Below are 21,894 nucleotides of genomic sequence, written 5' to 3' on the forward strand. Positions count from 1 at the left end.
CAGCAATGGGTGAACATAATTCCCTTGATCAAACATAGATCAGGCATGCCTTCCGTACATAACCGAACGTTGCTATGCCACGCCCAAAACCGCCGGACGGCGTGGAATAAGGCACTTAACCATGTTGTAAATGCGCATCCTGGCTTAATCGCACATAGAGAAAATCGGTCAGCGCCCTGACTCGCGCCACCCGGCGCATATCCGGGTGGGTCAACACCCATATCTCGGTATCCAGCGCTGGATTGGGTTCGCCCAGTCGCTTCAGCCCTGGTTCGGCATCCCCCAGCGGGCAAAGCAACATGGCGGCCCCCATATCGGCACGCACACAGTGCAGCATGCCCACCAGGCTATCGCTGCGGGCCACTATACGGCCCGTCGGCACGTTGTCCGCCAACCAGCGCGCCTGCTCCAGGTGGCGCAGGCCTTCATCCGGCGCGACCCATTGATAGTCCGCCCACGGCAGGCCGTCGCCCAGCTCGGCGAGGTAGCGGTGACTGGCGTAGGGCGCCGTCTGGATGCGACCCACGCGCCGCCCCAGCAGATGCTCCGGCGGCTGGTTAGTGCCCCGTACTGCGACATCCGCCTCCCGCCGCGTCAGGCTCAGAAAGCTGTTGTTCATGACCAGCTCCAGCGTGACTTCCGGGTGCAATGCCCGGAACTCCGCCAGCAGCGGCGTCAACAAGCTGGCGAACAAGGTATCGGTCGACGTCAGCCTTATCGGCCCACGGATCGCCTGGTCCTGCCCCATCAGGCGCCGCTGCGCGCCTTCTATCTGTTCGGAGAGCCCGGCCAGTTCGGCAACCAGCGCCTCGCCCGCTGCGGTGATCAGGTAGCCCGTTGCCAGGCGCTCGAACAAGCGCACCCCAAGCGTGGCCTCCAGGTGCCCCAATCGCCGCAGCACAGTGCTGTGGTTCACCGCCAGCTTGCGAGCCGCAGCCGACAGCGATCCGCCCTGCTGCACCGCCAGAAAGCACTTCAGGTCGTCCCAATCCATATTCTGCATTTATGCATAACTCCTCAGCCACATTCAGGAATGTTACGGCGAAAACGCAAAACGTACAGTGTCCCTGCATCCCGGCACCCCGCCGGCAGACCAGGAAAGGACCGACATCATGACCACCCAGATCCATGCCACCACCCACAACCATTTCGATCAGATGGCCATCGGACAACTACTGCTGCGCAGTGCGCTGGGCTTGATGTGGTTCACCCATGGCTTTGTGCTCAAGTTCCTGACCTTCGGGGTCAGCGGCCTTGCCGACTGGATGAGCGGCATCGGCTATCCGGCCTGGGCAGCCGCACCATTGATCCTGGCCGAGGTCATCGGCGGCATCGCCATCCTGCTTGGCATCTACGGTCGCTGGGTATCGCTGGCGCTGCTGCCCATCCTCGTCGGCGCGCTGCAGATCCATAGTGGCAACGGCTGGGTCTTCTCCAATACCGGCGGTGGCTGGGAATACCCGCTGTTCCTGATCGCCGCCTCGCTGATCCACACCCTGCTGGGCGATGGTCCCCTGGCCCTGCGCCGCCGTTAACCCAGGCAGAAAGGACATGACCATGACACCCGCACTGGAACTCGTCAGCCACGCGCTCTGCCCCTATGTTCAGCGTGCCGCCATCGCGCTGGCCGAGAAGCAGGTCCGGTTTGAGCGCCGCTATATCGACCTCGCCCACAAGCCGGACTGGTTCCTGGCGCTCTCGCCACTGGGCAAGGTGCCGCTGCTGCGCAGCCAGGAGGGCGTGCTGTTCGAATCCGCCGCCATCCTGGAATACCTCGACGATACCCAGTCACCACCCCTGCATCCGCCCCAACCGCACGCCCGCGCCCAGCACCGTGGCTGGATGGAGTTCGGCAGCACCGTGTTGGCCGACATCGCCCGCTTCTACAACGCACCGGATGCCAGCACGCTGGCCCTGGCCTGCCGGACACTGCGCCAGCGCTTCGAGACCCTGGAGGCCGCGCTGGGCGATGGACCATGGTTCGGCGGGTCGTGCTTCAGCCTGGTCGACGCGGTATTCGGTCCGGTCTTTCGCTATTGGGAAGTATTCGACCAGATTGCCGACTTCGGCATGCTCGACGGTCTTCCCAAGGTCCAGGCCTGGCGGGCTGCATTGGCCGACCGTGCTTCGGTACGGGCAGCGGTCGGGGCCGACTACGCCGCGCGACTTTGGGATTTTCTGGCGGCAAGGGAGAGCGAGCTGGCCCGGCTGATGCGCCCATCGTGACCGCAGAACCGGCTTGACGCGTTCCCATGGCTGCGCTAATTTCTCATATATGAGAAAAATTTCCCAGAGTGAACATGCCATCAGTGACGACCCATCTACCGCGGATCAACATGCCAGCGAGATAGACAGTCGTCTTGCCCTGCGTCTCGCCAGCCTCCGGCAGGAACACGGCTGGTCGCTTGATGAGTTGGCCGAGAAAAGCGGCATCAGCCGGGCAACCCTGTCCCGTATGGAGCGCTGCGAGAGCAGCCCGACCGCTTCCTTGCTGGGTCGACTCTGCACCGCCTACGGTCGGACCATGTCCCGCCTTCTGGCGGAGGTGGAAGCCGCGCCGGTGCAGCACACGCAGCAGGCCGGGCAGGCAGTATGGGTGGACCCGGCCAGCGGTTTCATCCGACGCAGCGTATCGCCTCCCAGCGCCGGCTACCGGGTGGACCTGATCGAAGGCGAGATCCCGGCGGGCGCCGTGATCCGCTACGACACGGCGCCGGTACCGGGCGTCGAGCAGCACATCTGGATGCTGAGCGGCGTGCTCGACTACACCCTGGGCAACCAGACCTTCACCCTGCAGGCAGGCGACTGCCTGAGCTTCCGGCTGTTTGGCGCCACCCGCTTCCACAACCCCGGCAGCACGCCGGCCCGCTACCTGATCGCAATGGGACGCCCATGACCACCTGTACCATCGAAGCACTGAGCGCCGATGCGCTGGAGCAACATCTGCCGGAACTCGCCGATATCCTGCACGCCTCTGTCGCGGCCGGCGCCAGCATCGGTTTTGTCCAGCCGTTCTCGCGGGAACACGCCGCGCAATACTGGCGCGGCCAAATCTCGGCCCTGCGCGCCGGCGCCAAGTTGCAATGGATCGCCATCGTCGATGGCCGCATCGTGGGCACGGCCCAGTTGCAGCTCGACATGCCAGCCAACGGCTTGCACCGTGCCGAAGTCTGCAAGGTCATGGTCCACCCCGACGCTCGCCGGCAGGGCGCCGCCCAGGCCCTGATGCTGGCAGTGGAAGCCGCCGCCCGTGCCGGGCAGCGCAGCCTGCTGGTGCTCGATACCAACACCGGCAGCCCGGCCGAGCGGCTGTACGCCGGGCTGGGCTATGTCACCGTTGGCCAGATTCCCGCCTACGCCCGTCAGCACGACGACAGCCTGGGCAGCACCACCGTCATGTACAAGCTGCTGGCCGCCAGCTAGGCCGGCGGTAGGCGGGCTATTCACCAACGATCAGGCGGTCCCGCCCTTCCATCTTGGCATGGTAGAGCGCGGTATCCGCCCGCTTGACCAAAATCTCGGCGGTGTCGTTCCGGGTATAGGTCGCCAGCCCGGCCGACACCGTAATGCTACCCAGCAGCTTGCCGGCGTAACCCACTTCCATCTGCCGCACCGCCTGCAGTATCCGCTCCACGCACTCGCAGGCCATCTTCCGGTCGGTCTGCGGCAGGATCAGCATGAACTCCTCACCACCATAACGGCAGGCCACATCGCTATCGCGGGACGCCGCCTTCAGCACCGCGCCGAACTCGCGCAACAGCACGTCGCCGGCATCGTGGCCGAAGGTATCGTTGAAGCGCTTGAAATGGTCGACATCCAGCATTGCCACGGTGAGCGGCTGCTCGGACCGGATCGCCCGGCTCAGTTCCAGGTCCAGCGAGGCCTCGAGGAAACGCCGGTTGAACAGGCCGGTCAGCGGGTCGTGCATGGACTGGTAGCGTAGTTGCTCGCGCAGGCGCAGGTTGGAGAGTGCCAGTGCGCACTGTTCCGCCACCGTATGGGCAAACAGCTCCAGCGCCTCTGTCCCCTGTTCGATATTCACGCCATCGAGCGAGAGATAGATCAACCCCATGGTCTCACCCTGCGCAAACATGGGTACGCAGAGATAGGCCTCAGGCTGCTGCGATTGCTGCAGCACATGGGCGCAACGCAGCCCCTCCTGCACCTCGGCGACATGGTGCCCCTTGCCGCGACGTATCGCCCAACAATCCTCTGGCGACATGATGCGCGGCAAGGTACCGGTCTCGCCCCAGCAACTGCTCAACTCCAGATAGTTCTTGGAGGACACCAGCAGATAGAGCGCCCCTGCCGCGCCATGGAACAGCCGTTGCGCGAAGGTGGACAAGACCCGGCAGGCTTCGGCCTCGTCCCGGCAGGACTGCAGCACGCTGATCAGCTCGCTCAGCAGCGATATCTCGTGGTTGCGGAACGCCAGGTCCGTCATGCCTTTGCTCAACTGGTCGTTGAGCAGCCGCAGGCTGTCGGCATCGCGCTTGACATGGGTGATGTCACGGAACACCGTGACAGCGCCGGTCTGGTTACCTTTCTCGGTCAGGATGGGCATGCTGTTGAACGACAGCCAGGTCACATCCCCATGCTGGTTCACCAGCTGCAAGCGCTCGCCCACGACCATCTCGCCCTTCAATGCCCGCTCCAGCGGCAGCTCGCCATCACCGTAGCGGCTGCCATCGAAGCGCAACAAGTTGGCTGACCCCGTATTGGCCGCTTGCCGGAAGGTCGCTAACCGGCTGCCGATGATGCGTTCGGCAGCCGGATTGGAGAGCATGGGCAGGCCAGCCTGGTCCACCACGATCACCCCCTCGTGCATGCTATTGAGCACGCCTCGCAGGATGATCGACTGCTCGCTGGCCGTCGCCTCCGCCAGGCCACGCTGGCGGACGATGCGCACGGAGTAGGCAAACACCAGGCCGAACAGCACCGCATCGATCAGGGCGATGGCGATGAACACCAGCACCGCCCGTTCGACATTGTCATTGGCATGGTGGACATGCTCGACACGCCGCATGCGCTCCTCATCCACCATGCGGATGATGCGCATGCGCAAGGCCTGCATCATGCTGTTGCCGTGATCGGTGGTCACCAGCTCCAGTGCCTCCTCGGCCTTGCCCTGCTGGGTCAGTTCCACCGTCTGCTTCAGCTCATCGAGCTTCTGCTGGGCAAGTACTTCGAACTGCTTGAGCTTGTCCTGCCGGTTTGGCCGGTCCTGCAGCAAGGTGTGCAGGATATCGAGGTTCTCCTGCACCGCATTCACCGATGCCAGGTACGGCTGCAGATAGGCCCGGTTGCGGGTCAGCAGGTAGCCGCGCTGGCCGGTCTCGGCCTCGACCAGGCTCACATGCAATTGCGTCAGCGTATCGAGCAGTAGCTGGGAGCGCTCCGCCTGCTGGCTGGTATTGACCAGCGTCTCGACAAAATAGTGCGGCACCAGCGCATTAAGCAACAAGGTTGCCAGTGCGATCACGAAACCGATGGACAAGACCTTGGGCAGGCCGTTAAACATGGAACACTCCAGAGGGGGCCCACGCAATGAGGGGCGGCGGGCAGCTCCTTCATCTTAGGAAGCAGCACGGGGCTTGTCTGCCTACGACCGCTGATCGGCAAACCATCAGCCGGTGCCTTGTGCCGCCTGATCCCCAGGCTGCCTTACCCCATATGGAGGATGCGCACCGCGCCGGTCTGCGCAATGCTTCAGGATTAAGACCCGCGCTCCTCATCGCACCATGCTCCCCACCCAGCTCAGCAGTACCGATCAGGCAGAAATCGTCGCCTACCTTGGGCGTCTGGTCCGCACTGGCACGCGCCCGTCCCTGCTGTACCGCTGCGTCCGGCACGACTATCCCATGCTCAAGGCCTGGAAGTTCGGCGAGCTCCTGGCCGCCGCCTTTCCGCCCCATGGCCAGAACTTCCCGCAGCTCACGCTCAGTTGGCAGGACCGTGACCCCTGCCCGGCCTGGGACCATCACTACGACCTGCAGCTTATCGCCATCCTGCTGCACGCCGGCGAGGCCCTGGCTTGGGACCCGGAATTCTGCTGTACCGAATGGTCGCGGCTGCAACCCTTGCTGGCAGACGCCGCCGCCACCCAGCACGCGCGCGACCTGGCCAGCCTGCACGAAGACCGCCTGCTTGAACGCATCGGCAACCTGCCCGGCCGGCCCGTCTGCGTACAAGTGTTATGGGAGGGTGACGCCAATAGCTGGCGCCTCAGATTGTCCGTCTACATGCTGCTGGATGAGACCCCGGTCGAAATCCCGCTCGCCAGCATCGCTACCGGCGAATACCTGCGGTTCGATACCGATCCGGCCGAACAGACCCACCACTGCAAGGAATCCACGGTGATGCTGCAGGTCGCCCGTCACCTGTCCCAGAGCCTGGGCATTCCCTACCACTATCCCTCGCCCGATAGACCGGACGACACCGCCTTGAGCTGGCTGGAAAGCCTGCACGATAGCCGCAGCAACGCGTCCCGTCCCTCCTAGGCCGCATCCCCACTCGCGAGCGGGTGGCGGGCTGGCGACTACCCGTAAACCCGGATCTCCAGCAGGTGTTTGTTCGGATCGTTGAAGTAGAGCGATGGCGCCATGCCGCAGGCTCCCCACTCCTCACCGGGGCCGCTGTTCGCGCCGACGGTGTCGAAGCTCGGGCCGTGGCCCACGTTTGCCGCCCGGATACGGGCATAGATGGCGTCGAATTCCTCGCGGGACACCGCAAACGCATAGTGCTCCAGGCCCGGCGTGCCCCACGGCGCGAGCTGCAGCACAAAGGTCGGGCCGACCCTGAGCAAGGTAAACGGCCCGGCCGTCCCGTCCACGGTGAACCCCAGCACCTGGGTGTAGAACGCCAGGCTCTCCGCCAGATCATTGACGCGCAGGATAAGGTGATCAAGGGTGGCCATCGCTGAGCTCCATCGTGTCGCCGTGCACATACGCCCGGTGATCATCAACATAGACGTTCACCCTCTCCGTGTATGTCGGCCTATTGCATGAACCAGCCGTGGCTGACCACCAGCGATTGACCCGTCAGCGCATTGGTGGGGAAGGATGCAAACATCAGCGCCACCTGGGCGACATCCGCCGTGGTGGTGAACTCGCCATCCACCGTCTCCTTGAGCATCACGTTCTTGATCACTTCCTGCTCGCTGATGCCCAGCGTCTTGGCCTGCTCCGGGATCTGCTTCTCGACCAGCGGCGTGCGCACGAAGCCCGGACAGATCACATTGGCGCGGATATTGTGCTCGGCGCCTTCCTTGGCCACCGTCTTGGCCAGGCCGATCAGGCCGTGCTTGGCCGTCACATAAGGTGCCTTGAGCAAGGACGCTTCCTTGGAGTGGACCGAGCCCATATAGATGATGCTGCCGCCCTTGCCACTGGCGATCATCTGCTTCACACAGGCGCGGGTGGTCAGGAAGGCACCGTCCAGATGGATGGCCAGCATCTTCTTCCAGTCAGCAAAGCTGAACTCCTGAATGGGATGGACGATCTGGATGCCGGCGTTGCTGATCAGGATGTCGACATTGCCCAGCGCCTGCACGGCGGTCTGCACGGCGGTATCCACCTGCTCCTCGCTGGTCACGTCCACGCCCACGCCGATCGCCATGCTGCCGAACTTGGCAATCTCGACCGCCGCCGCATCGGCGGCTTCCTTGTTCAAGTCGGCAATCACGATCTTGGCCCCTTCCCGGGCGAATTCGATCGCAATCTCCTTGCCGATACCGCTGGCCGCGCCAGTAATGAATGCCACCTTGCCGTCGAGTCGTGCCATGGGGTGTCCTCCTGCAATGGAATGATGGGGAGATGGCCACGATCAGCATCGTCGCCATGCTGCAATGCAGCGTAGTACGAATAGCTTCGTGCTGCCGATGCACAATGGGTTCCCGGCTGATTTGCCTATTTGTCGGGCGTTGCCACCTGATGCCGGCGAGACGGCTCAGGGCTTGGCGAGGTGGGTATTGATGCGCTGCATCCATTCGTCCGGTACGGACAGGCTGCACATGACGTGCCGCTGCGCACCTTCCGGCATACCGTCCGGTTGCCAGATACGCAGCCCGCTACCGGGGCCGCTGCGCTGCTCCACCAGGTAGCGCGCCTCTTCGCCCGGCAACAGGATCACATCACCCAGACCACGCAGCAGCATGTCCATGATCTCGGCCGATTCATAATAGGTGAACACGGTGTGCGAACGCGCCTCGTCGATCGCCGCTCTCGCGCCTGGTGCACTGGCCACCCGCTCCTTCATGATGAAACGATGTGCCTTATTGCGCATCACGCCGATAAAGGTGCCTTCCGGCAGCATATAGTCGTCCCGGGTGATGAACACCAGCGGCTGGTCCTGGTAGAACGGGATGGAGAACTTGGCAAAGCGCTGCCGCTCCGGCGTCTTGTAGAACAGGGTGCCGCACACCCGGTCCTTGTCGGCCTGGATCAGGGCCACCTGCCGGTTCCAGGGCACCTTGACCCACTTGATGGCAATGTTCGCCGCCCGCAGCGCCCGCTCGACCGGCGCCACCGTCACACCACTGACCACGCCCTGCGCATTGCTGCTGACATAAGGTGGCCGCTCAAGATAATAGAAGGTCAGCGTGTCTTGCGCCCAGCCAGCCACCGCGAGGCAGCAGAGCCCCGGCACGACAAGCAGGCGACAAAGAGAGTGGTACAGGGGCATGGGTAATCGCACATCAGGGCTGGCTTCGACAGGGGCACCGTTCCTGTGCCGGCCAGGGGCCGTGGGGAACCGGTGAATCGCTATTGATACTAGTGCCTGGGCCGAAGGATTTCACGCCCGATTACGCCAGAAGAAACGCCCACATTGTTAATGAAATTTGCACAGTATTCGCAAATTACGTCGATTTATCCGAATGCCTGCCTAGTGAAGAATGGCAACCACTGAAGCGAGACCGACAGCGGTCTCCATCCAGATCGCCCAACCTACACAGGAGCAAGACCATGAACCAGCCCGTCGCCATCATCACCGGTGCTTCCCGCGGTATCGGCGCCGCCATCGCCCAGCGGCTCGCCAAGGACGGCATGGCCGTCGTCATCAACTACGCCAGCAGCAGTGCCGAGGCCGAGGCCCTGGTCGCCCGGATCAGTGCCGAAGGCGGCCGCGCCATCGCAGTCAAAGGGGATGTGGCCGATCCCGCCGCCGTCCGCAACTTGTTCGACGCCACCCTCGCCGCCTTCGGCAAGGTCGATATCCTCGTCAACAACGCCGGCATCCTGCCTTCCCACCTGCCCACGCTGGCCGATACCGACGACGACACCTTCGACCGGCTGTTCGCCATCAATGTGAAGGGCAGCTTCAACACCTTGCGCGAGGCCGCCCGGCGCCTCGAACACGGTGGCCGTATCGTCAACTTCTCGACCAGCGTCATCGGCGTGGCCCTGCCCGGCTACGCAATCTACGCCGCCACCAAGGGTGCGATCGAAGTCATGACCAACATCCTCGCCAAGGAGCTGCGCGGCAAGCAGATCACCGTCAACGCCGTCGCCCCCGGCCCTACCGCGACAGACCTGTTCCTCAATGGCAAGAACGACGAAACCATAGACCGGCTCGCCAAGCTGAACCCGCTGGAACGCCTAGGCAAGCCGGAAGACATCGCCAACACCGTCGCCTTCCTGGTCGGCCCGGACGGCGGCTGGATCAACGGCCAGACCCTGCGCGCCAATGGCGGCATGGTCTGAATCGCCTTAGCGAAGCTTGCCGCGCCGCCGCGAAGAAGCCTCGCTACGCTCGGCCGTTCACAGAATCAATGCTCGCGCTCCCTCACAGCTTGGGCCAGCCCCGCCAGGTGCCACCCAGCACCCTCGGCACGTTGAAAACCGAAAAGGAACCACCATGAAATCCGTCGTCCTCGTCACCGGTGCAGGCACCGGCATCGGCAAGCTCAGCGCCCAGACCCTGGCCCGGGCTGGTCATATCGTCTACGCCAGCCTGCGCGACATCCATGGGCGCAATGCCGGCAAGGTGGCCGAGCTGAAAGCCTACGCCGCCGAACATGGCGCCACGCTCCACGCCGTGGAACTGGATGTACTGTCGCAAGCTTCGGCCGATCAGGCGGTCCAGACCATCGTCGCCGAACAGGGCCGTCTCGACGTGGTCATGCACAACGCCGGCCACCTGGTGATCGGCCCGACCGAAGCCTTTACCCCGGAAGAAATCTTCAAGGTGTTCGATACCAACCTCCTCGGTACCCAGCGCGTCAACCGTGCCGCCTTGCCGGTATTGCGCCGACAGGAATCCGGCCTGGTCCTGTGGGTGAGCAGCACCACCGTCCGTGGCGGCTTCCCACCCTTCCTCGGTCCCTATGCCGCCGCCAAGGCCGCGATGGACTCCCTGGCCGTCACCCTGTCGTACGAGCTGGCCCGCTTCGGTATCGAAACCAGCATCGTCGTACCAGGCGCCTTCACCCGGGGGACCGATCACTTCCCCAGCGCCGGGCGCCCGGCCGATGAGTCCAACCAAGCCGCCTACGGCCGCTACGACGGCCTGATGGACCAGGTCGGCGCCCGCCTAAGCGCCCTCACACCGGACCATGCGGACCCACAAGCCGTGGCCGACGAGATCACCCGCATCGTCAGCCTGCCGCACGGCCAGCGGCCGGCCCGTTCGGTAATCGACTTTGTCGGTGACGGCGCCAAGGAAGTGACCGAACTGGCGGAACAGGTACGCATCGACTTCGCCGAGCGGATCGGCATCGCCGACCTGCTGGTGCCGGCCGTCCGGCGTTAAGTCGACACGATGCAACAAAAAAGAGCAGGCTCACGGCCTGCTTTTTTTGTTGGTTCATCCCTTTATGGTTTACCGGGCGGGCACTGCCCGGCCTGCCCGTTGGCCCAGCTAGCGGCCGCCGCGGCGATCTGCCCGGACAAGGTATGCAGCAGTTGCTGGTAGCCCTGCACCACCCCCGCATAGCCCGCGCTCACGGGGGTACGCAGCCGGCTACCGCACAGCAGCCGGCGCTTGTCCGTTGCATCCGCCCAGACCAGGCTCCAGTCGGCTTCCAGCGCGGCGTACTGGCCCGGCGCCGCATCGAAACGGCGCACCGCCAGCTTCACGCGCAACACCGGTTTGTCCGCAGACTTCGGCAGCGCACCCACGTTCTGCGCACCCAGCTTGCGGGCGAGACTAGTGGCCAGCGCGGCGTGGATCTCGTCGCCGAGGGGCGCCGCCCAGCGTTCGCCATCCAGCAGGTCCAGCGTACCGGTGCCCTGCCTCACCACCAGCTCCTGCCGATCCACCTCCACCGGCACCGTCACCGACAGCAGGTCGAGCAGGAAAGGTGCCGTGCTGGCGATGTCATCGCCGCCATCCGGCGGGGTCAGCGTGTAGTAGTGCACCGGGGTGGAGGTAGCACAGGCGGCCAGCAAGGTGGCGAATGCCAGGCCGGCGCCAAGGCGGATTGAGCGACTCATCGGGCGGGCTCCTGGGGTTGGATTGCAGGCGGTGGGCTACTGCCCGCCGGCCTGCCGCGTAGCAAGGCTTCAGGATGCCGGCCTAGCATGTCGGTCAGCGTACGCAGCGACCGTGCGCTGCGTTGCAGTTCCTGCAGCGTCTGGCCCAGGTCCTGCTGCAGCGGGGCATCCTCGCCCAGCGCCTCGCTGACGGTATTGAAGGTGCGCTTGGCCTCCTTCATCGTGCTCTGGGCTTCCTGCATGGTCGTCCTGGCCTCGGGCAGGACCTGGCCGTTCACCTGCTTCAGCGTCTTGTTCAGCTCCTGCAGGTTGTCATCCAGATGCCGGCCGATCGCATCCAGCGGAATCTTGTCGACCTTAGCCACGATGCTGGCAAATTGTTCCTGCAGCTTGTCGAAGCTGCCGCGCACCGTCGGCATGATCAGCGGATCGGCCTTCACGTCGAACGGTACCTTGGGGGCATTGGGCACAAAGTCGAAGGAGATGAACAACTGACCGGTCAGCAGGTTTCCGGTACGCGCCTGCGCCCGCAGTCCCTGATCAACCATGGTGCGCACGAACTGGGCAGTCTGCAGTTGCTCGTCGCCATCCATGTTCACCGTCTTTTCATGCACATGGCCCAGCCGACGCGGATAGACCACCGCATCCACAATCACCGGGAAGCGCTGCTTGACCGGATCGTAATCCACATACACCGCCTCCACCCGACCGATATTGATGCCCAGGAACTCGACCGGCGCATCCGGCGCAAGGCCACGCAGGGACTGATCAAAACGCATGCGCAGGTATTGCGGCGGGCCATCCGGCCCGGCCATGGCCAGCTTCTCGTCCGACGCCAGATCAAAGCGGGTGTTCTCCGGTGCGGCCGTGCGGCTGTAGTCCGGCGTCGCAAAGGCAATACCGCCGGCCAGCACGGTCGCGACCGATTGGGTGTTGAGCTTGAAGCCATCAGCGCTGAGCGAGACATCCAGCCCGCTGGCATTCCAGAACCGGGAATCCGCAGTGACAAAACGATCGTTCGGCGCATAGATGAACACCTGCACCGTCACGCCTTTGCCGTCGGCATCGAGCTGATAGGACGCCACCTGCCCGACCGGTATCCGCCGGTAGTAGACCGGTGAACCGATATCGAGCGAGCCGATATCCGCAGCATGCAGCGCAAAGCCCTTGCCCGGCGTGCCGTGGGTCACCGTCGGCGGGTTCTCCAGCCCGGTGAAATCCTTGAGCGTCTCGGTAGAGCTGCCGGAATCCACCTCGATATAGGCGCCGGACAGCACCGTATCGATACCCGATATCCCGCCCACGCCAATGCGCGGCCGCACCACCCAGAAGCGCGAATCGGTGCGCGCAAAGCTCTCGGCATCCTTGTTCAGCGCCACCTTGACCCTGACCTGCGCATGGTCCTCGCTCAACCGTATGCCGACCACATGGCCGATGATCACGTTCTTGTAGCGCACCTGCGTCTTGCCTACTTCCAGCCCGGCCGCACTCTGGAAGCTGATGGTGATCTTGGGGCCGGCCGAATACCAGGTCTGGAACAGCATGGAGAGCCCGACCAGCCCCGCAATGATGGGTACCAGCCAGATCGGCGAAAAACGCCAGCGCGGCCTGACGACCTGCGGTTTGCCAGGCACCTGGCTGGATGGCTGCTCGGGGGTGTCACTCATTAGTATCCTCGCCGTCCCAAATCAAACGGGGGTCGAAACTCAGGGTGGCCAGCATGGTGAGAATCACCACGACGCCAAAGAACAGGATGCCGATGCGCGGCTCCACATAGCTCAGTGCCTTGAACTGCACCAGCGCCGCGACAAGCGCCACGACCAGCACATCCAGCATGGACCAGTAGCCGATGAATTCGACCATGCGGTACAGCCTCGCCCGCTCGCGCATCGCCCAGGTACTGCGCCGGTAGCTGGTCAGCAACAGCACACCCATCGCCAGGAACTTGGTGCACGGCACCACAATGCTGGCGACAAAGATGATCAGCGCAATATCCCAGGCGCCGTCGTGGTAGAACTCCATCACACCGGTCAGGATCGTACTGTCGGTCCCCTGCCCGAACTTGCTGGTGTACATCACCGGTAGCACGTTGGCGGGGATGTAGAACACCATGCCCGCAATCAGATAGGCCGCAGAACGGGCAAGGCTATTGGGCTGGCGCCGGTAGAGCGACGCGTCGCAGCGCGGGCAACGCATCGCGGCCCCATCCTTCGGCAGCACGTCTTCGCAGACCAGCCCGCAGGCGCGGCAGCTCGTCACCTTCAGCTCACGGGCATAGGGCGGCCGGCTCATGGCAACTCCCGCGCGCTAATATCCCACAACCAATGGGTATCGCGGTTGGCGATGATCACCAGCAACACCGTCAGGGTTGCCGTCGCCCAGATGCCCGGCCCCCCCACGACGGAGAGATAGCTCGACAGCTTGACGATAGCAACCAGCGTGCCCACCAGGCAGACCTCCACCATGCCCCAAGGCCGCAGCGCACTGAGCGCGCGCATGGACAAGGCAAAACCCGGCGAGCGCAGGCCCAGCCGGGCGTGGATCAACACCCAGCCCAGTAGCGCAATCTGCAGGAAAGGCACCACGATCACCGTCAATGCTGCCGGAACCGCGATCAGCGCCGTCGGCCCGCGCCCCAGCGCCTCGACCGACTGCCACAGCGTGGCCTCGTTATGCTGGCCCTGCATGCTGATCCGGATGACCGGATAAGTATTGGCGAGGATGAACACGATGGCGGCGGTCAAAGTCAGCGCCAGCCACTGGTCGATATTGAAACGCTCGGCACGGTACAACACCGCCTCGCACCCTTCGCAGCGCGCAACCTCATGCGGCGCAAGATCGGCGCGCTGATAGACCCGATCGCAGTGCTCGCAGGCGATCAGATCGGGGAAGGTTTTAATCGAGCGTGTAGTCATTCATTGTTTTCAACAGCTCGGCCTCTGCCGTATAGGGTGATGCGTCAATTGCAGGACCGGCTGTCCCTTTATAAACCAGCCAGCGGCCTTGAAACGCCTTTTGCGCTTTGGGGTTCGACTTGGCCGGCCCGGGATAATTCGTTCCCGCCCCACAACATGCCTGCAACGTCCGGCGCATTTGTTAGCAACAAATTAGACAAGCCGGCAAGTTTCATTCTATTTATTCTACCATCCACAACAATCCAGCATCCCCGCCCATGGACCGCTACCAAGCCATGCAGGTCTTTACCCGCATCGTCGAACTCGGCAGCTTTACCCGCGCCGCAGACGATCTGGACCTGCCCCGCGCCACCGTCACCTACACTATCAAGCAACTGGAACTGCGGCTGGGGGTGCGGTTGCTACAACGAACCACGCGTAGCGTCAGCACCACGCTGGATGGCGACGCTTACTACCAGCGTTGCATACGCCTGCTGGCGGATCTGGAAGAAGCCGAATCGGTCTTCAGCGACATGGCGGCCAATCCCAAAGGCAAGCTGCGGCTGGACATGCAGCCCACCCTCGCCAACCACTTCGTCATCCCCCGCCTGCCGGAGTTCTACGCCCGCTACCCACGAATGGAGCTCGATATCGGCATGGGTGATCGCACCATCGACCTGATACGCGAAGGCGTGGATTGCGTACTGCGCGCCGGTGAGCTGCGCGATTCCAGCATGGTGGCAAAGCGCATCGCCCAACTGGATCAGGTCACCGTCGCCAGCCGCGGCTATCTGGACAAGCACGGTGAGCCGACCACGCTGGAAGCCCTCAAGGACCACACGGCGGTGAACTACTTTTCCAACGTCACCGGCAAGTCCTACCCCTTCGAGTTCATCGTCGATGGCGTCAACCGGCTGGTGCTCATGAAGGGCGCCACCGCCGTCAACAATGCCGAGGCCTACACCGGCTGCTGCATCGCCGGCCTGGGCCTGATCCAGGCACCGCGTTACCATCTTGAAGCGCAGTTGAACTCCGGCGAGCTATGCGAGGTACTGGCCGACTGGCGCCCTGCACCGATGCCGGTATCGGTGCTCTATCCCCACCACCGCCAGCTCTCGCCACGGGTGCGGGTATTTGTGGATTGGTTGGCGGAGGTTTTCAAGCCTGTGCGCTAATGGCTGAAGAACACCACCCACGACTGTCCCAGCGGCATGGTGGTTGTATCGTTCAGGCCCTTTACCTGCTGCTATCATCTCGGCAAACAGCCTGCCGATAGCGCCAACCACCCCTGCTTTACCCGGCACCAGCGCCTTGAATCAAGAGCGCACGCTGGTTGTACTGCACGGGCCCGGCCCACATCACATCATGCACAAGACCTACGAAGCCATACTCGACCTCCTCATCGCCGCCGACAAGAAGACCGCGGCGCATCAATTCGACCAGTGCGAGGCGCTGCTGGAGCAGACGAGAGCCAAGCTCGAACAAACCAGCTTCAACGAGCTCAAGAACGACTATTACGACGGCTGGGGATACTTTTACAAGCAGTACGTCCTGCTCCTGAAACAACGTATCGCCATCGAGCATCTAGGCGTTCCACCCAATGCCGTGAATGGCCCCGAGTACCTGGGTTGGGCCTGGTACTACCTGGGACATCAGCAAACGGTCAGCTCGCTGGCGCTACATCAGGTGCTGTTGAAGACCGTACGCACGGTACTCGACACCTTCATGACCAAAGACAAGGACTTGCTCTATAGCAGCTGCTATATCAGCCTGCGCGCCCTGTTCCGGTCCAGCCATGCCCTGCTGTCGCTGGAAGCACTCTGCGCTGGCGATCTGAAACTGGCAGTGGCCGAGATCGAACGGTGCTTCAAGATCAAGTCCGGTTACAGCGAATACCTGGACCCCTACATCGACTACTACGAGACCAGCGCAACGGTGTATCAGGCAGCTTACCTGCAAGATCCGGCCAAGTACGGCAAGAAGTACTTCGAAGCCCTGCTGAAACTGGAGAAGAAGGCGGAGGACGAGTACTACGTCAGCATCACCAATCCCGCATTGCAGGCGGCCATTGCATCCCCGGACTATCAGGCATTCAAGCAAGGCGCTCCGATCGAGAAGCTACGTCACGGCAAGGCAGGCGAAACCTGGCAGCAAGCCATTGCGCGCTTCAAGGCCATGCACAAGCTGCTCAAGGTAGCGCCGGAGGATGAAGACGACTACGACTGGAACCAGCTCACTATCAACGCTCGGGAAACCGAGGCCCACCTGGCCGAAATCGAGTCGCAGATAAACTGCCCGATCCCCGCATCACTGCGCGACCTGCTCTGCAACACCGGCGCGCTCCAGATGCGCGATAGCGAAGAATGGGGTTCGATTACGCTGTATAGCAATGTCGACGGCGGCTATATGCCCACGGCGGCCGGCCTGGCCGCGTCGATCGACCACGTCTGGGGCGGAAGACCGGAGTTTGAGGACTACTTCAAGCCATCGGAAATCGACGACATCAACCAGCGCTTCTTCTGCTTTGGCGCCTACCTGCACGACAGCAACGCCCACACCCACTACTACTTCACCCGCGCGGGCCGGTTCGGGGCGCTGTACTACAACCAGGACGAGTGGGACAACCTCTACACCAGCCTGAAAGCGCTGATGGCGGACGAAACACCCGGCGACTACGACACGCTGGATGCCCTGCTCTCCTCAGGCGTAGATGACGTGATCGAAGCCCTGCTGGCGTGGAAGGAAGAGAACGACCAGGGAGCGTGAGGGGCTTATGCATCGGGTAAAGCGTTGCCTTCCTCCATGCCAATGCAATGCCCGTCCCTCAGCCTCGTAGGGCGAATCCCCGCAGGGCATTGCGCCGTATTGAAAGCCTGCCAGGCCGTATCCGTTGCGCAGATCGGCAAGTAAAGCGCCCATGACGCCATTCAGTCAGGAATACGAGCAATGACCTTGATTTCAAAATCAAAACCGGCAAGCCAGTTGACGCCGATCGCAGTCCAGTTCGGATAAGGCGCCGTCGGAAACACCTCGCCCTTCACCACCATGATGGTTTCGAACTGCTTCTCTGGGTCGGTGTGGAAAGTCGTCACATCGACGATGTCATCCAGGGTGCAGCCCCCCGCCTCCAGCACCGCTTTCAAATTGGCGAAAGCCAGCCGGACCTGAGCCGCAAAATCCGGTTCCGGCGAGCCGTCGGGACGGCTACCAACCTGCCCGGAGACAAACAGCAGATCGCCGGAGCGGATTGCTGCAGAATAGCCGTGCGCCTCATAGAGGGCGTGGCGATTTGCAGGAAAAACGGCATCGCGCTTTGACATGTCTTGATCCTTTCAGATGTCGCCACCCAGGCCAGGATCCAACTGATGCTGACAGTTGGGCCGCCAAGGGAAGCAACGTGATTTAATATACGGCTCGTATGTGGAATGATGCCACATACACTTCGTATGTCAATTCAGATACGCACCGTATCTGAGATTTAGGTGAGCTATGGTTGCAAGACGTCGTATCGACACAATGGAAGAAAACCGGGCCAAGCTGATCGCAGCGGCTCGCAAGGCATTTGCCGAAAAGGGTTTCGCGGAAGCATCCATGGACGAACTGACCGCAGACGCAGGGCTAACGCGCGGGGCGCTGTACCATAACTTTGGCAACAAGCAGGGGCTGTTTGCCGCCGTGGTAGCCCAGGTGGATGGCGAGATGGCGAACCGTGCCCGGGAGGCTGGCGCCGCAACCGGCGACGGCTGGGCGGGGCTACTTGCGGAAGGCGCGGCCTATATCGAGATGGCGGTGGATCCGGAAGTACAGCGTATCGTCCTGCTCGACGGCCCCGCAGTACTAGGCGACCCATCGCGATGGCCCAGCCAGAGCAGTTGCCTTCAAGTAACCCAACAAGCCGTGGAGCGCCTCATTGCACAAGGCACCCTCGAACCCGTTGATCCCGAAGCCGCCGCCCGGCTATTGAGCGGCGCCGCACTCAATGCTGCACTTTGGGTGGCTGCAAGTGACGATGCCAAGCATGCATTGCCCAAAGCCATTGAGGCTTTTCAATGCCTGGCCAAGGGCCTTTTGAGACCTGCATAAACCACACTATCCAGAGAAAGTCAGCGACAGCCGCCACACTTGCCAGGGGCAGATCTTGTATGTCGTCTGTCCACCAACGCTCCCTCTCTACTTCACTTGCTTATTCTGGTCAGGTAAAAACCCTTGTCAGGCGCATAGGCCATTGGCTCGCCCAGAACGTCCCCCCACTTCTTTGCTAGCGTTGCGGGGACATCTGAAGCCTGGAAGTCAGAGAATGCTTGCCACCATCGGTTGACGGTTGCCTCGGGCGTCCCCCTGGAGAACGCCATGAAAGCCGGGGCTTCCGAGATGACAAACGCTGGCGCCAGGCGATTCACCGCTAAGCCGGCCGCGTCCGTATTCATCTTCAATTCCATATCGGATAGCACGACGAGTTGAATGCGGCCATGTATCACCAGCTTCATGCTCATCGCGTGGGTCACCGCTTCATCCACCCTGACGCCACTGTCCTTCATCAACTTCATGCGCCAGTCGCCTCGCTTTCCTTCACTGACTTCGGCTCAATCCTGAGACGGTGCCACCGTGGTTCACTTTGGCGATGGCTATAGAACCGTCGCGGTTTAGGGAGAGTTAAGCCTCGGGGGTATACAATTGCATTTATTCAAATGCAAAGTGCCCCTCCCCATGCAAGACGTCATTCAAGCACTGAGGCAACATCGACTGCATGAGCCTGGACCGTGGTTGGGGCGGGTTGTGATCTGGGGTGGCGCCGCTGGGCTCGGCCTTGTCACTGTTTTGTTTGCCCGCCTGACTGAACAGTTTGGGCATCCGTTTCGTCACCTGTATGTTCAGACCAACTGGGTACCGCTGCTGCTAACTCCATTGGGGGGTATGCTGGTTGTTTACGTGCTCAGACGTTGGTTTCGTGGGGCGGAAGGGAGCGGCATTCCCCAAACGATTGCCGCCTTGCATGCAGAAGATGCAGGTGCCGACGTGGGGCGTTTTCTCTCGGTCCGCATCGCCCTTGCCAAGATAGGGCTTGGGTCTATAGCAGTTGGCATAGGATTTTCAACCGGCAGAGAGGGTCCATCGGTACAGGTCGGCGCCAGTATCATGTATTCGCTACGTCGTTTCCTACCTAGGGATCATACGGTAGTGCATAGCCATCTTATCCTTGCTGGTGGCGCTGCTGGGATCGCCGCAGCCTTCAATACGCCGTTGGCAGGGATCGTATTCGCGATCGAGGAGCTGTCCCGAAAATTTGAGCAAAAGACCAACGGTGTATTGCTTACGGCGATAGTACTTGCCGGGATGGTATCAATCTCTTTGCAGGGCAATTACCTGTACTTTGGCCATTTCGCCGTATCGGGTGTAGATAGCGCCATTGTCTTACCTGTGATGGTATGCGGTCTGACCTGTGGCGTCGTTGGCGGGTTGTTCAGTAGAGCGTTGCTTTGGGCCACAAGGCCTTGGCCGGGTGCGCTGGGGCGACTGAGGGCAATACGACCTGTGCAGTTTGCGGGGTTGTGCGGTTTGATCGTCGCCCTGCTAGGTTATGCGACCAACGGTGCAACATTTGGCTCTGGCTACGAAGCCACTCGGGCCATGCTGGCGAGCCCCGATGGCGCTTCATGGTTTTTTGCACCATCCAAGCTGGTTGCCACTTTGGTGTCCTATTTTAGCGGAATCCCCGGCGGCATCTTTGCCCCGAGCTTGGCAGTCGGTGCTGGCATTGGCCATGATCTGGTTCCGCTATTCAACGCCAGTGTGCCAAGCGCCAGCATCTACGCACTTTGCATGGCCGCTTTTCTCGGGGCGGTGACCCAGGCGCCCATCACCGCTTTCATCATTGTGATGGAGATGATCGACGGGCATGAAATGGTACTCAGCCTCATGGCTGCTACTCTGATTGCATCGCTGATAAGCAAGCTCTTCAGTCCGGCGCTCTACCACACGCTTGCGGCATGCCAGTTGAATAATGCAACGGCGGAAGCTGACAAAAAGACAGCGCCATAGAGGCGCTGCCTTAATCGCACTGGTCGGTAATGTCGGTCGCCGGCCTACGATGAAGCTTGGCCACCAAAGTACCACGATCAAATGCATTTGAACAAATGCACTTATCGGATAACTCTGAGCTCACCGACGTCAGCAAGACCCCAAAGTACTCGCGAGGTGAGCGCAGCTTGCCTGCGCTAATATCTCGCTCTCACGGTCCAGATTAACAATTTGTTCGGACCGCTTGTGCCAATCACCAAAATAAATACTGATAACTATGCACGCCACAACCATCGAAATCGTCGGCGCAGCGCTATTCGCCGTTGCGCTAATCCACACCTTCTCGACCAAATTCTTTGAGCATCTGGCACACAGTCGCCCCCGCCATGCAGGCGTCTGGCATCTGCTCGGCGAAGTAGAGGTGGTCTTTGGTTTCTGGGCCATGGTGCTGATGCTGGTGATGTTCGCCTTGCAAGGCAAAGCGGCGGCGACGGAATACATTGATACCCGCAATTTCACGGAACCCCTGTTTGTGTTCGCAATCATGGTGATTGCCGGTACCAAACCGGTGCTGCAGTTCGCCATGGCCAGCGTCAAGATGGTGGCCAAAGTCATCCCGTTGCCTGCCAACATCGCCCATTACTTTGTCGTTCTAGCCTTCGTGCCGATGCTGGGGTCGTTCATCACCGAACCGGCTGCCATGACACTAGCAGCACTGGTCTTGCGCGACCGCTACCTCGGTGCCGGGATCTCGACACGGTTCAAATACGCCACACTGGGGGTGCTGTTCGTCAACATCTCCATCGGCGGGACCTTGACGCCCTTTGCGGCTCCACCAGTCCTCATGGTGGCCACCAAGTGGAACTGGGACATCCTGTTCATGATGTCGACCTTTGGTTGGAAAGCGGCCGTGGCAGTCATCATCAATGCTCTGGGTGCGGCCCTGCTGTTCCGCAAGGAGCTGCTTGATCTTGCAGCGCAATCTACCGGCGAACAAGCCAATGCAGTGCCCAAAACCCTGATTGCGGTCCACCTGCTCTTCATGCTCGGGGTTGTGATCTTCGCCCATCATCCAGCTATCTTCATGGGCCTGTTCCTGTTCTTCCTCGGTGTCGCTAACGCTTACGAGCGGCACCAGGACAGGCTAATCCTGCGCGAGGGCCTGCTGGTGGCCTTCTTCCTCGCGGGACTGGTGGTATTGGGAGGGCAGCAGCAATGGTGGCTGCAGCCACTACTGATGAAAATGAACGCCGATGCGGTCTACTTCGGCGCGACGGCACTGACGGCGCTGACCGACAACGCCGCACTGACATACCTGGGTTCGCTGGTAGAAGGCTTGAGTGATGACTTCAAGTACGCCCTGGTTGCCGGCGCAGTGACAGGAGGCGGGCTGACCATCATCGCCAACGCGCCAAATCCTGCGGGCATCGCAATTTTGCGTGACAAGTTCACTGATGGTGCCGTGCATCCAATCGGCCTGCTCGCGGCGGCATTGCCACCAACCATCGTTGCTATCCTGGCATTCCGTATACTTTGATCAGAACGTGAGA

At 61.8% G+C, this 21,894-nt stretch carries 23 protein-coding genes; 12 read left to right on the top strand and 11 right to left on the bottom strand.

The genetic code is table 11. The annotated features are described in order from the left end of the window. Positions 1-115: 115 nt before the first annotated feature. Entirely contained in the window at positions 116-1,003 is an 888-nt protein-coding gene (locus tag ACYVHK_RS12975; RefSeq protein ID WP_460532484.1) for a LysR family transcriptional regulator, read from the bottom strand. Positions 1,004-1,112: 109 nt separating this feature from the next. Between ACYVHK_RS12975 and ACYVHK_RS12980 the strand changes: the two genes are divergently transcribed. The 4 genes from ACYVHK_RS12980 to ACYVHK_RS12995 are packed head-to-tail and all read left to right on the top strand — an operon-like array spanning position 1,113 to position 3,423. Then, positions 1,113-1,535, top strand: coding sequence for a DoxX family protein (locus ACYVHK_RS12980; RefSeq protein ID WP_460532487.1), 423 nt, complete (start codon positions 1,113-1,115; stop codon positions 1,533-1,535). A gap of 22 nt (positions 1,536-1,557) precedes the next feature. Beyond that, complete coding sequence (locus ACYVHK_RS12985; RefSeq protein WP_460532490.1) at positions 1,558-2,226, top strand: glutathione S-transferase family protein; 669 nt, start codon at positions 1,558-1,560, stop codon at positions 2,224-2,226. Positions 2,227-2,275: 49 nt separating this feature from the next. Then, positions 2,276-2,896 carry a helix-turn-helix domain-containing protein gene (locus ACYVHK_RS12990; RefSeq protein ID WP_460532493.1) on the top strand — a complete coding sequence of 207 codons (621 nt, stop codon included), beginning with the start codon at positions 2,276-2,278 and terminating at the stop codon, positions 2,894-2,896. Next, positions 2,893-3,423: a GNAT family N-acetyltransferase gene (locus tag ACYVHK_RS12995; protein WP_460532496.1), complete on the top strand. Its 531-nt coding sequence runs from the start codon at positions 2,893-2,895 to the stop codon at positions 3,421-3,423. Before ACYVHK_RS12990 ends, ACYVHK_RS12995 begins: the two co-directional genes overlap by 4 nt. 16 nt (positions 3,424-3,439) lie before the next feature. Here the strand turns inward: ACYVHK_RS12995 and ACYVHK_RS13000 are convergent, their stop codons facing one another. Beyond that, positions 3,440-5,521 (bottom strand): diguanylate cyclase, encoded by a 2,082-nt coding sequence (locus ACYVHK_RS13000; RefSeq protein ID WP_460532499.1) that lies wholly within the window; start codon positions 5,519-5,521, stop codon positions 3,440-3,442. 220 nt (positions 5,522-5,741) lie between these two features. Here ACYVHK_RS13000 and ACYVHK_RS13005 point away from each other — a divergent pair, with 220 nt between their 5' ends. Further along, positions 5,742-6,500, top strand: a complete 759-nt coding sequence (locus ACYVHK_RS13005; protein WP_460532502.1) for a hypothetical protein — start codon at positions 5,742-5,744, stop codon at positions 6,498-6,500. Positions 6,501-6,538: 38 nt separating this feature from the next. Here the strand turns inward: ACYVHK_RS13005 and ACYVHK_RS13010 are convergent, their stop codons facing one another. The 3 genes from ACYVHK_RS13010 to ACYVHK_RS13020 all read right to left on the bottom strand — a co-directional run bounded on the left by ACYVHK_RS13010 (position 6,539) and on the right by ACYVHK_RS13020 (position 8,682). Then, entirely contained in the window at positions 6,539-6,916 is a 378-nt protein-coding gene (locus ACYVHK_RS13010) for a VOC family protein (protein WP_460532505.1), read from the bottom strand. 80 nt (positions 6,917-6,996) lie between these two features. Continuing rightward, a complete protein-coding gene (locus ACYVHK_RS13015) occupies positions 6,997-7,782 on the bottom strand; it encodes a 3-hydroxybutyrate dehydrogenase (RefSeq protein ID WP_460532508.1) in 786 nt (261 codons plus the stop codon). 165 nt (positions 7,783-7,947) lie between these two features. After that, entirely contained in the window at positions 7,948-8,682 is a 735-nt protein-coding gene (locus ACYVHK_RS13020; RefSeq protein ID WP_460532511.1) for a substrate-binding periplasmic protein, read from the bottom strand. A gap of 281 nt (positions 8,683-8,963) precedes the next feature. Between ACYVHK_RS13020 and ACYVHK_RS13025 the strand changes: the two genes are divergently transcribed. Further along, positions 8,964-9,701: an SDR family oxidoreductase gene (locus tag ACYVHK_RS13025; protein WP_460532514.1), complete on the top strand. Its 738-nt coding sequence runs from the start codon at positions 8,964-8,966 to the stop codon at positions 9,699-9,701. Positions 9,702-9,855: 154 nt separating this feature from the next. Continuing rightward, positions 9,856-10,749, top strand: a complete 894-nt coding sequence (locus ACYVHK_RS13030) for an SDR family oxidoreductase (protein ID WP_460532517.1) — start codon at positions 9,856-9,858, stop codon at positions 10,747-10,749. A gap of 62 nt (positions 10,750-10,811) precedes the next feature. Here ACYVHK_RS13030 and ACYVHK_RS13035 read toward each other — a convergent pair whose 3' ends face one another. The 4 genes from ACYVHK_RS13035 to ACYVHK_RS13050 are packed head-to-tail and all read right to left on the bottom strand — an operon-like array spanning position 10,812 to position 14,347. Further along, positions 10,812-11,432 (bottom strand): PqiC family protein, encoded by a 621-nt coding sequence (locus ACYVHK_RS13035; protein ID WP_460532520.1) that lies wholly within the window; start codon positions 11,430-11,432, stop codon positions 10,812-10,814. Then, entirely contained in the window at positions 11,429-13,099 is a 1,671-nt protein-coding gene (locus ACYVHK_RS13040) for a PqiB family protein (protein WP_460532523.1), read from the bottom strand. The genes ACYVHK_RS13035 and ACYVHK_RS13040 overlap by 4 nt, the downstream gene beginning before the upstream one ends. After that, positions 13,092-13,724 carry a paraquat-inducible protein A gene (locus ACYVHK_RS13045; RefSeq protein WP_460532526.1) on the bottom strand — a complete coding sequence of 211 codons (633 nt, stop codon included), beginning with the start codon at positions 13,722-13,724 and terminating at the stop codon, positions 13,092-13,094. The genes ACYVHK_RS13040 and ACYVHK_RS13045 overlap by 8 nt, the downstream gene beginning before the upstream one ends. Continuing rightward, positions 13,721-14,347, bottom strand: a complete 627-nt coding sequence (locus tag ACYVHK_RS13050; protein ID WP_460532529.1) for a paraquat-inducible protein A — start codon at positions 14,345-14,347, stop codon at positions 13,721-13,723. Before ACYVHK_RS13050 ends, ACYVHK_RS13045 begins: the two co-directional genes overlap by 4 nt. 257 nt (positions 14,348-14,604) lie before the next feature. On the opposite strand from ACYVHK_RS13050, the gene ACYVHK_RS13055 reads away from it, so the two are divergent. Beyond that, positions 14,605-15,501 carry a LysR family transcriptional regulator gene (locus tag ACYVHK_RS13055; RefSeq protein ID WP_460532532.1) on the top strand — a complete coding sequence of 299 codons (897 nt, stop codon included), beginning with the start codon at positions 14,605-14,607 and terminating at the stop codon, positions 15,499-15,501. Between the two features lie 190 nt (positions 15,502-15,691). Then, positions 15,692-17,092: a hypothetical protein gene (locus ACYVHK_RS13060; RefSeq protein WP_460532535.1), complete on the top strand. Its 1,401-nt coding sequence runs from the start codon at positions 15,692-15,694 to the stop codon at positions 17,090-17,092. Between the two features lie 161 nt (positions 17,093-17,253). On the opposite strand, the gene ACYVHK_RS13065 is transcribed toward ACYVHK_RS13060, so the two are convergent. Beyond that, entirely contained in the window at positions 17,254-17,646 is a 393-nt protein-coding gene (locus ACYVHK_RS13065) for a RidA family protein (protein ID WP_460532538.1), read from the bottom strand. A 169-nt stretch (positions 17,647-17,815) separates the two neighbouring features. Here ACYVHK_RS13065 and ACYVHK_RS13070 point away from each other — a divergent pair, with 169 nt between their 5' ends. Further along, positions 17,816-18,409: a TetR/AcrR family transcriptional regulator gene (locus tag ACYVHK_RS13070; RefSeq protein ID WP_460532541.1), complete on the top strand. Its 594-nt coding sequence runs from the start codon at positions 17,816-17,818 to the stop codon at positions 18,407-18,409. 92 nt (positions 18,410-18,501) lie between these two features. Here the strand turns inward: ACYVHK_RS13070 and ACYVHK_RS13075 are convergent, their stop codons facing one another. Then, positions 18,502-18,873, bottom strand: coding sequence for a hypothetical protein (locus ACYVHK_RS13075; protein WP_460532544.1), 372 nt, complete (start codon positions 18,871-18,873; stop codon positions 18,502-18,504). Between the two features lie 160 nt (positions 18,874-19,033). On the opposite strand from ACYVHK_RS13075, the gene ACYVHK_RS13080 reads away from it, so the two are divergent. Both ACYVHK_RS13080 and ACYVHK_RS13085 read left to right on the top strand, forming a co-directional pair. Next, positions 19,034-20,365 carry a chloride channel protein gene (locus ACYVHK_RS13080; RefSeq protein ID WP_460532547.1) on the top strand — a complete coding sequence of 444 codons (1,332 nt, stop codon included), beginning with the start codon at positions 19,034-19,036 and terminating at the stop codon, positions 20,363-20,365. Between the two features lie 256 nt (positions 20,366-20,621). Beyond that, positions 20,622-21,881 (top strand): putative Na+/H+ antiporter, encoded by a 1,260-nt coding sequence (locus tag ACYVHK_RS13085; RefSeq protein ID WP_460532550.1) that lies wholly within the window; start codon positions 20,622-20,624, stop codon positions 21,879-21,881. Positions 21,882-21,894: the final 13 nt, after the last annotated feature.

Source organism: Chitinimonas naiadis (genome assembly GCF_054780835.1).

Coding starts and splice junctions, on each gene's coding strand:
- ACYVHK_RS12975 (WP_460532484.1), bottom strand. CDS start 1,003: ATGCAGAATATGGATTGGGACGACCTGAAGTGCTTTCTGGCGGTGCAG.
- ACYVHK_RS13080 (WP_460532547.1), top strand. CDS start 19,034: ATGCAAGACGTCATTCAAGCACTGAGGCAACATCGACTGCATGAGCCT.
- ACYVHK_RS12995 (WP_460532496.1), top strand. CDS start 2,893: ATGACCACCTGTACCATCGAAGCACTGAGCGCCGATGCGCTGGAGCAA.
- ACYVHK_RS13000 (WP_460532499.1), bottom strand. CDS start 5,521: ATGTTTAACGGCCTGCCCAAGGTCTTGTCCATCGGTTTCGTGATCGCA.
- ACYVHK_RS13040 (WP_460532523.1), bottom strand. CDS start 13,099: ATGAGTGACACCCCCGAGCAGCCATCCAGCCAGGTGCCTGGCAAACCG.
- ACYVHK_RS13060 (WP_460532535.1), top strand. CDS start 15,692: ATGCACAAGACCTACGAAGCCATACTCGACCTCCTCATCGCCGCCGAC.
- ACYVHK_RS13065 (WP_460532538.1), bottom strand. CDS start 17,646: ATGTCAAAGCGCGATGCCGTTTTTCCTGCAAATCGCCACGCCCTCTAT.
- ACYVHK_RS13085 (WP_460532550.1), top strand. CDS start 20,622: ATGCACGCCACAACCATCGAAATCGTCGGCGCAGCGCTATTCGCCGTT.
- ACYVHK_RS13015 (WP_460532508.1), bottom strand. CDS start 7,782: ATGGCACGACTCGACGGCAAGGTGGCATTCATTACTGGCGCGGCCAGC.
- ACYVHK_RS13045 (WP_460532526.1), bottom strand. CDS start 13,724: ATGAGCCGGCCGCCCTATGCCCGTGAGCTGAAGGTGACGAGCTGCCGC.
- ACYVHK_RS13070 (WP_460532541.1), top strand. CDS start 17,816: ATGGTTGCAAGACGTCGTATCGACACAATGGAAGAAAACCGGGCCAAG.
- ACYVHK_RS13025 (WP_460532514.1), top strand. CDS start 8,964: ATGAACCAGCCCGTCGCCATCATCACCGGTGCTTCCCGCGGTATCGGC.
- ACYVHK_RS12980 (WP_460532487.1), top strand. CDS start 1,113: ATGACCACCCAGATCCATGCCACCACCCACAACCATTTCGATCAGATG.
- ACYVHK_RS13075 (WP_460532544.1), bottom strand. CDS start 18,873: ATGAAGTTGATGAAGGACAGTGGCGTCAGGGTGGATGAAGCGGTGACC.
- ACYVHK_RS12985 (WP_460532490.1), top strand. CDS start 1,558: ATGACACCCGCACTGGAACTCGTCAGCCACGCGCTCTGCCCCTATGTT.
- ACYVHK_RS13010 (WP_460532505.1), bottom strand. CDS start 6,916: ATGGCCACCCTTGATCACCTTATCCTGCGCGTCAATGATCTGGCGGAG.
- ACYVHK_RS13030 (WP_460532517.1), top strand. CDS start 9,856: ATGAAATCCGTCGTCCTCGTCACCGGTGCAGGCACCGGCATCGGCAAG.
- ACYVHK_RS13055 (WP_460532532.1), top strand. CDS start 14,605: ATGGACCGCTACCAAGCCATGCAGGTCTTTACCCGCATCGTCGAACTC.
- ACYVHK_RS13050 (WP_460532529.1), bottom strand. CDS start 14,347: ATGACTACACGCTCGATTAAAACCTTCCCCGATCTGATCGCCTGCGAG.
- ACYVHK_RS13020 (WP_460532511.1), bottom strand. CDS start 8,682: ATGCCCCTGTACCACTCTCTTTGTCGCCTGCTTGTCGTGCCGGGGCTC.
- ACYVHK_RS13005 (WP_460532502.1), top strand. CDS start 5,742: ATGCTCCCCACCCAGCTCAGCAGTACCGATCAGGCAGAAATCGTCGCC.
- ACYVHK_RS13035 (WP_460532520.1), bottom strand. CDS start 11,432: ATGAGTCGCTCAATCCGCCTTGGCGCCGGCCTGGCATTCGCCACCTTG.
- ACYVHK_RS12990 (WP_460532493.1), top strand. CDS start 2,276: ATGAGAAAAATTTCCCAGAGTGAACATGCCATCAGTGACGACCCATCT.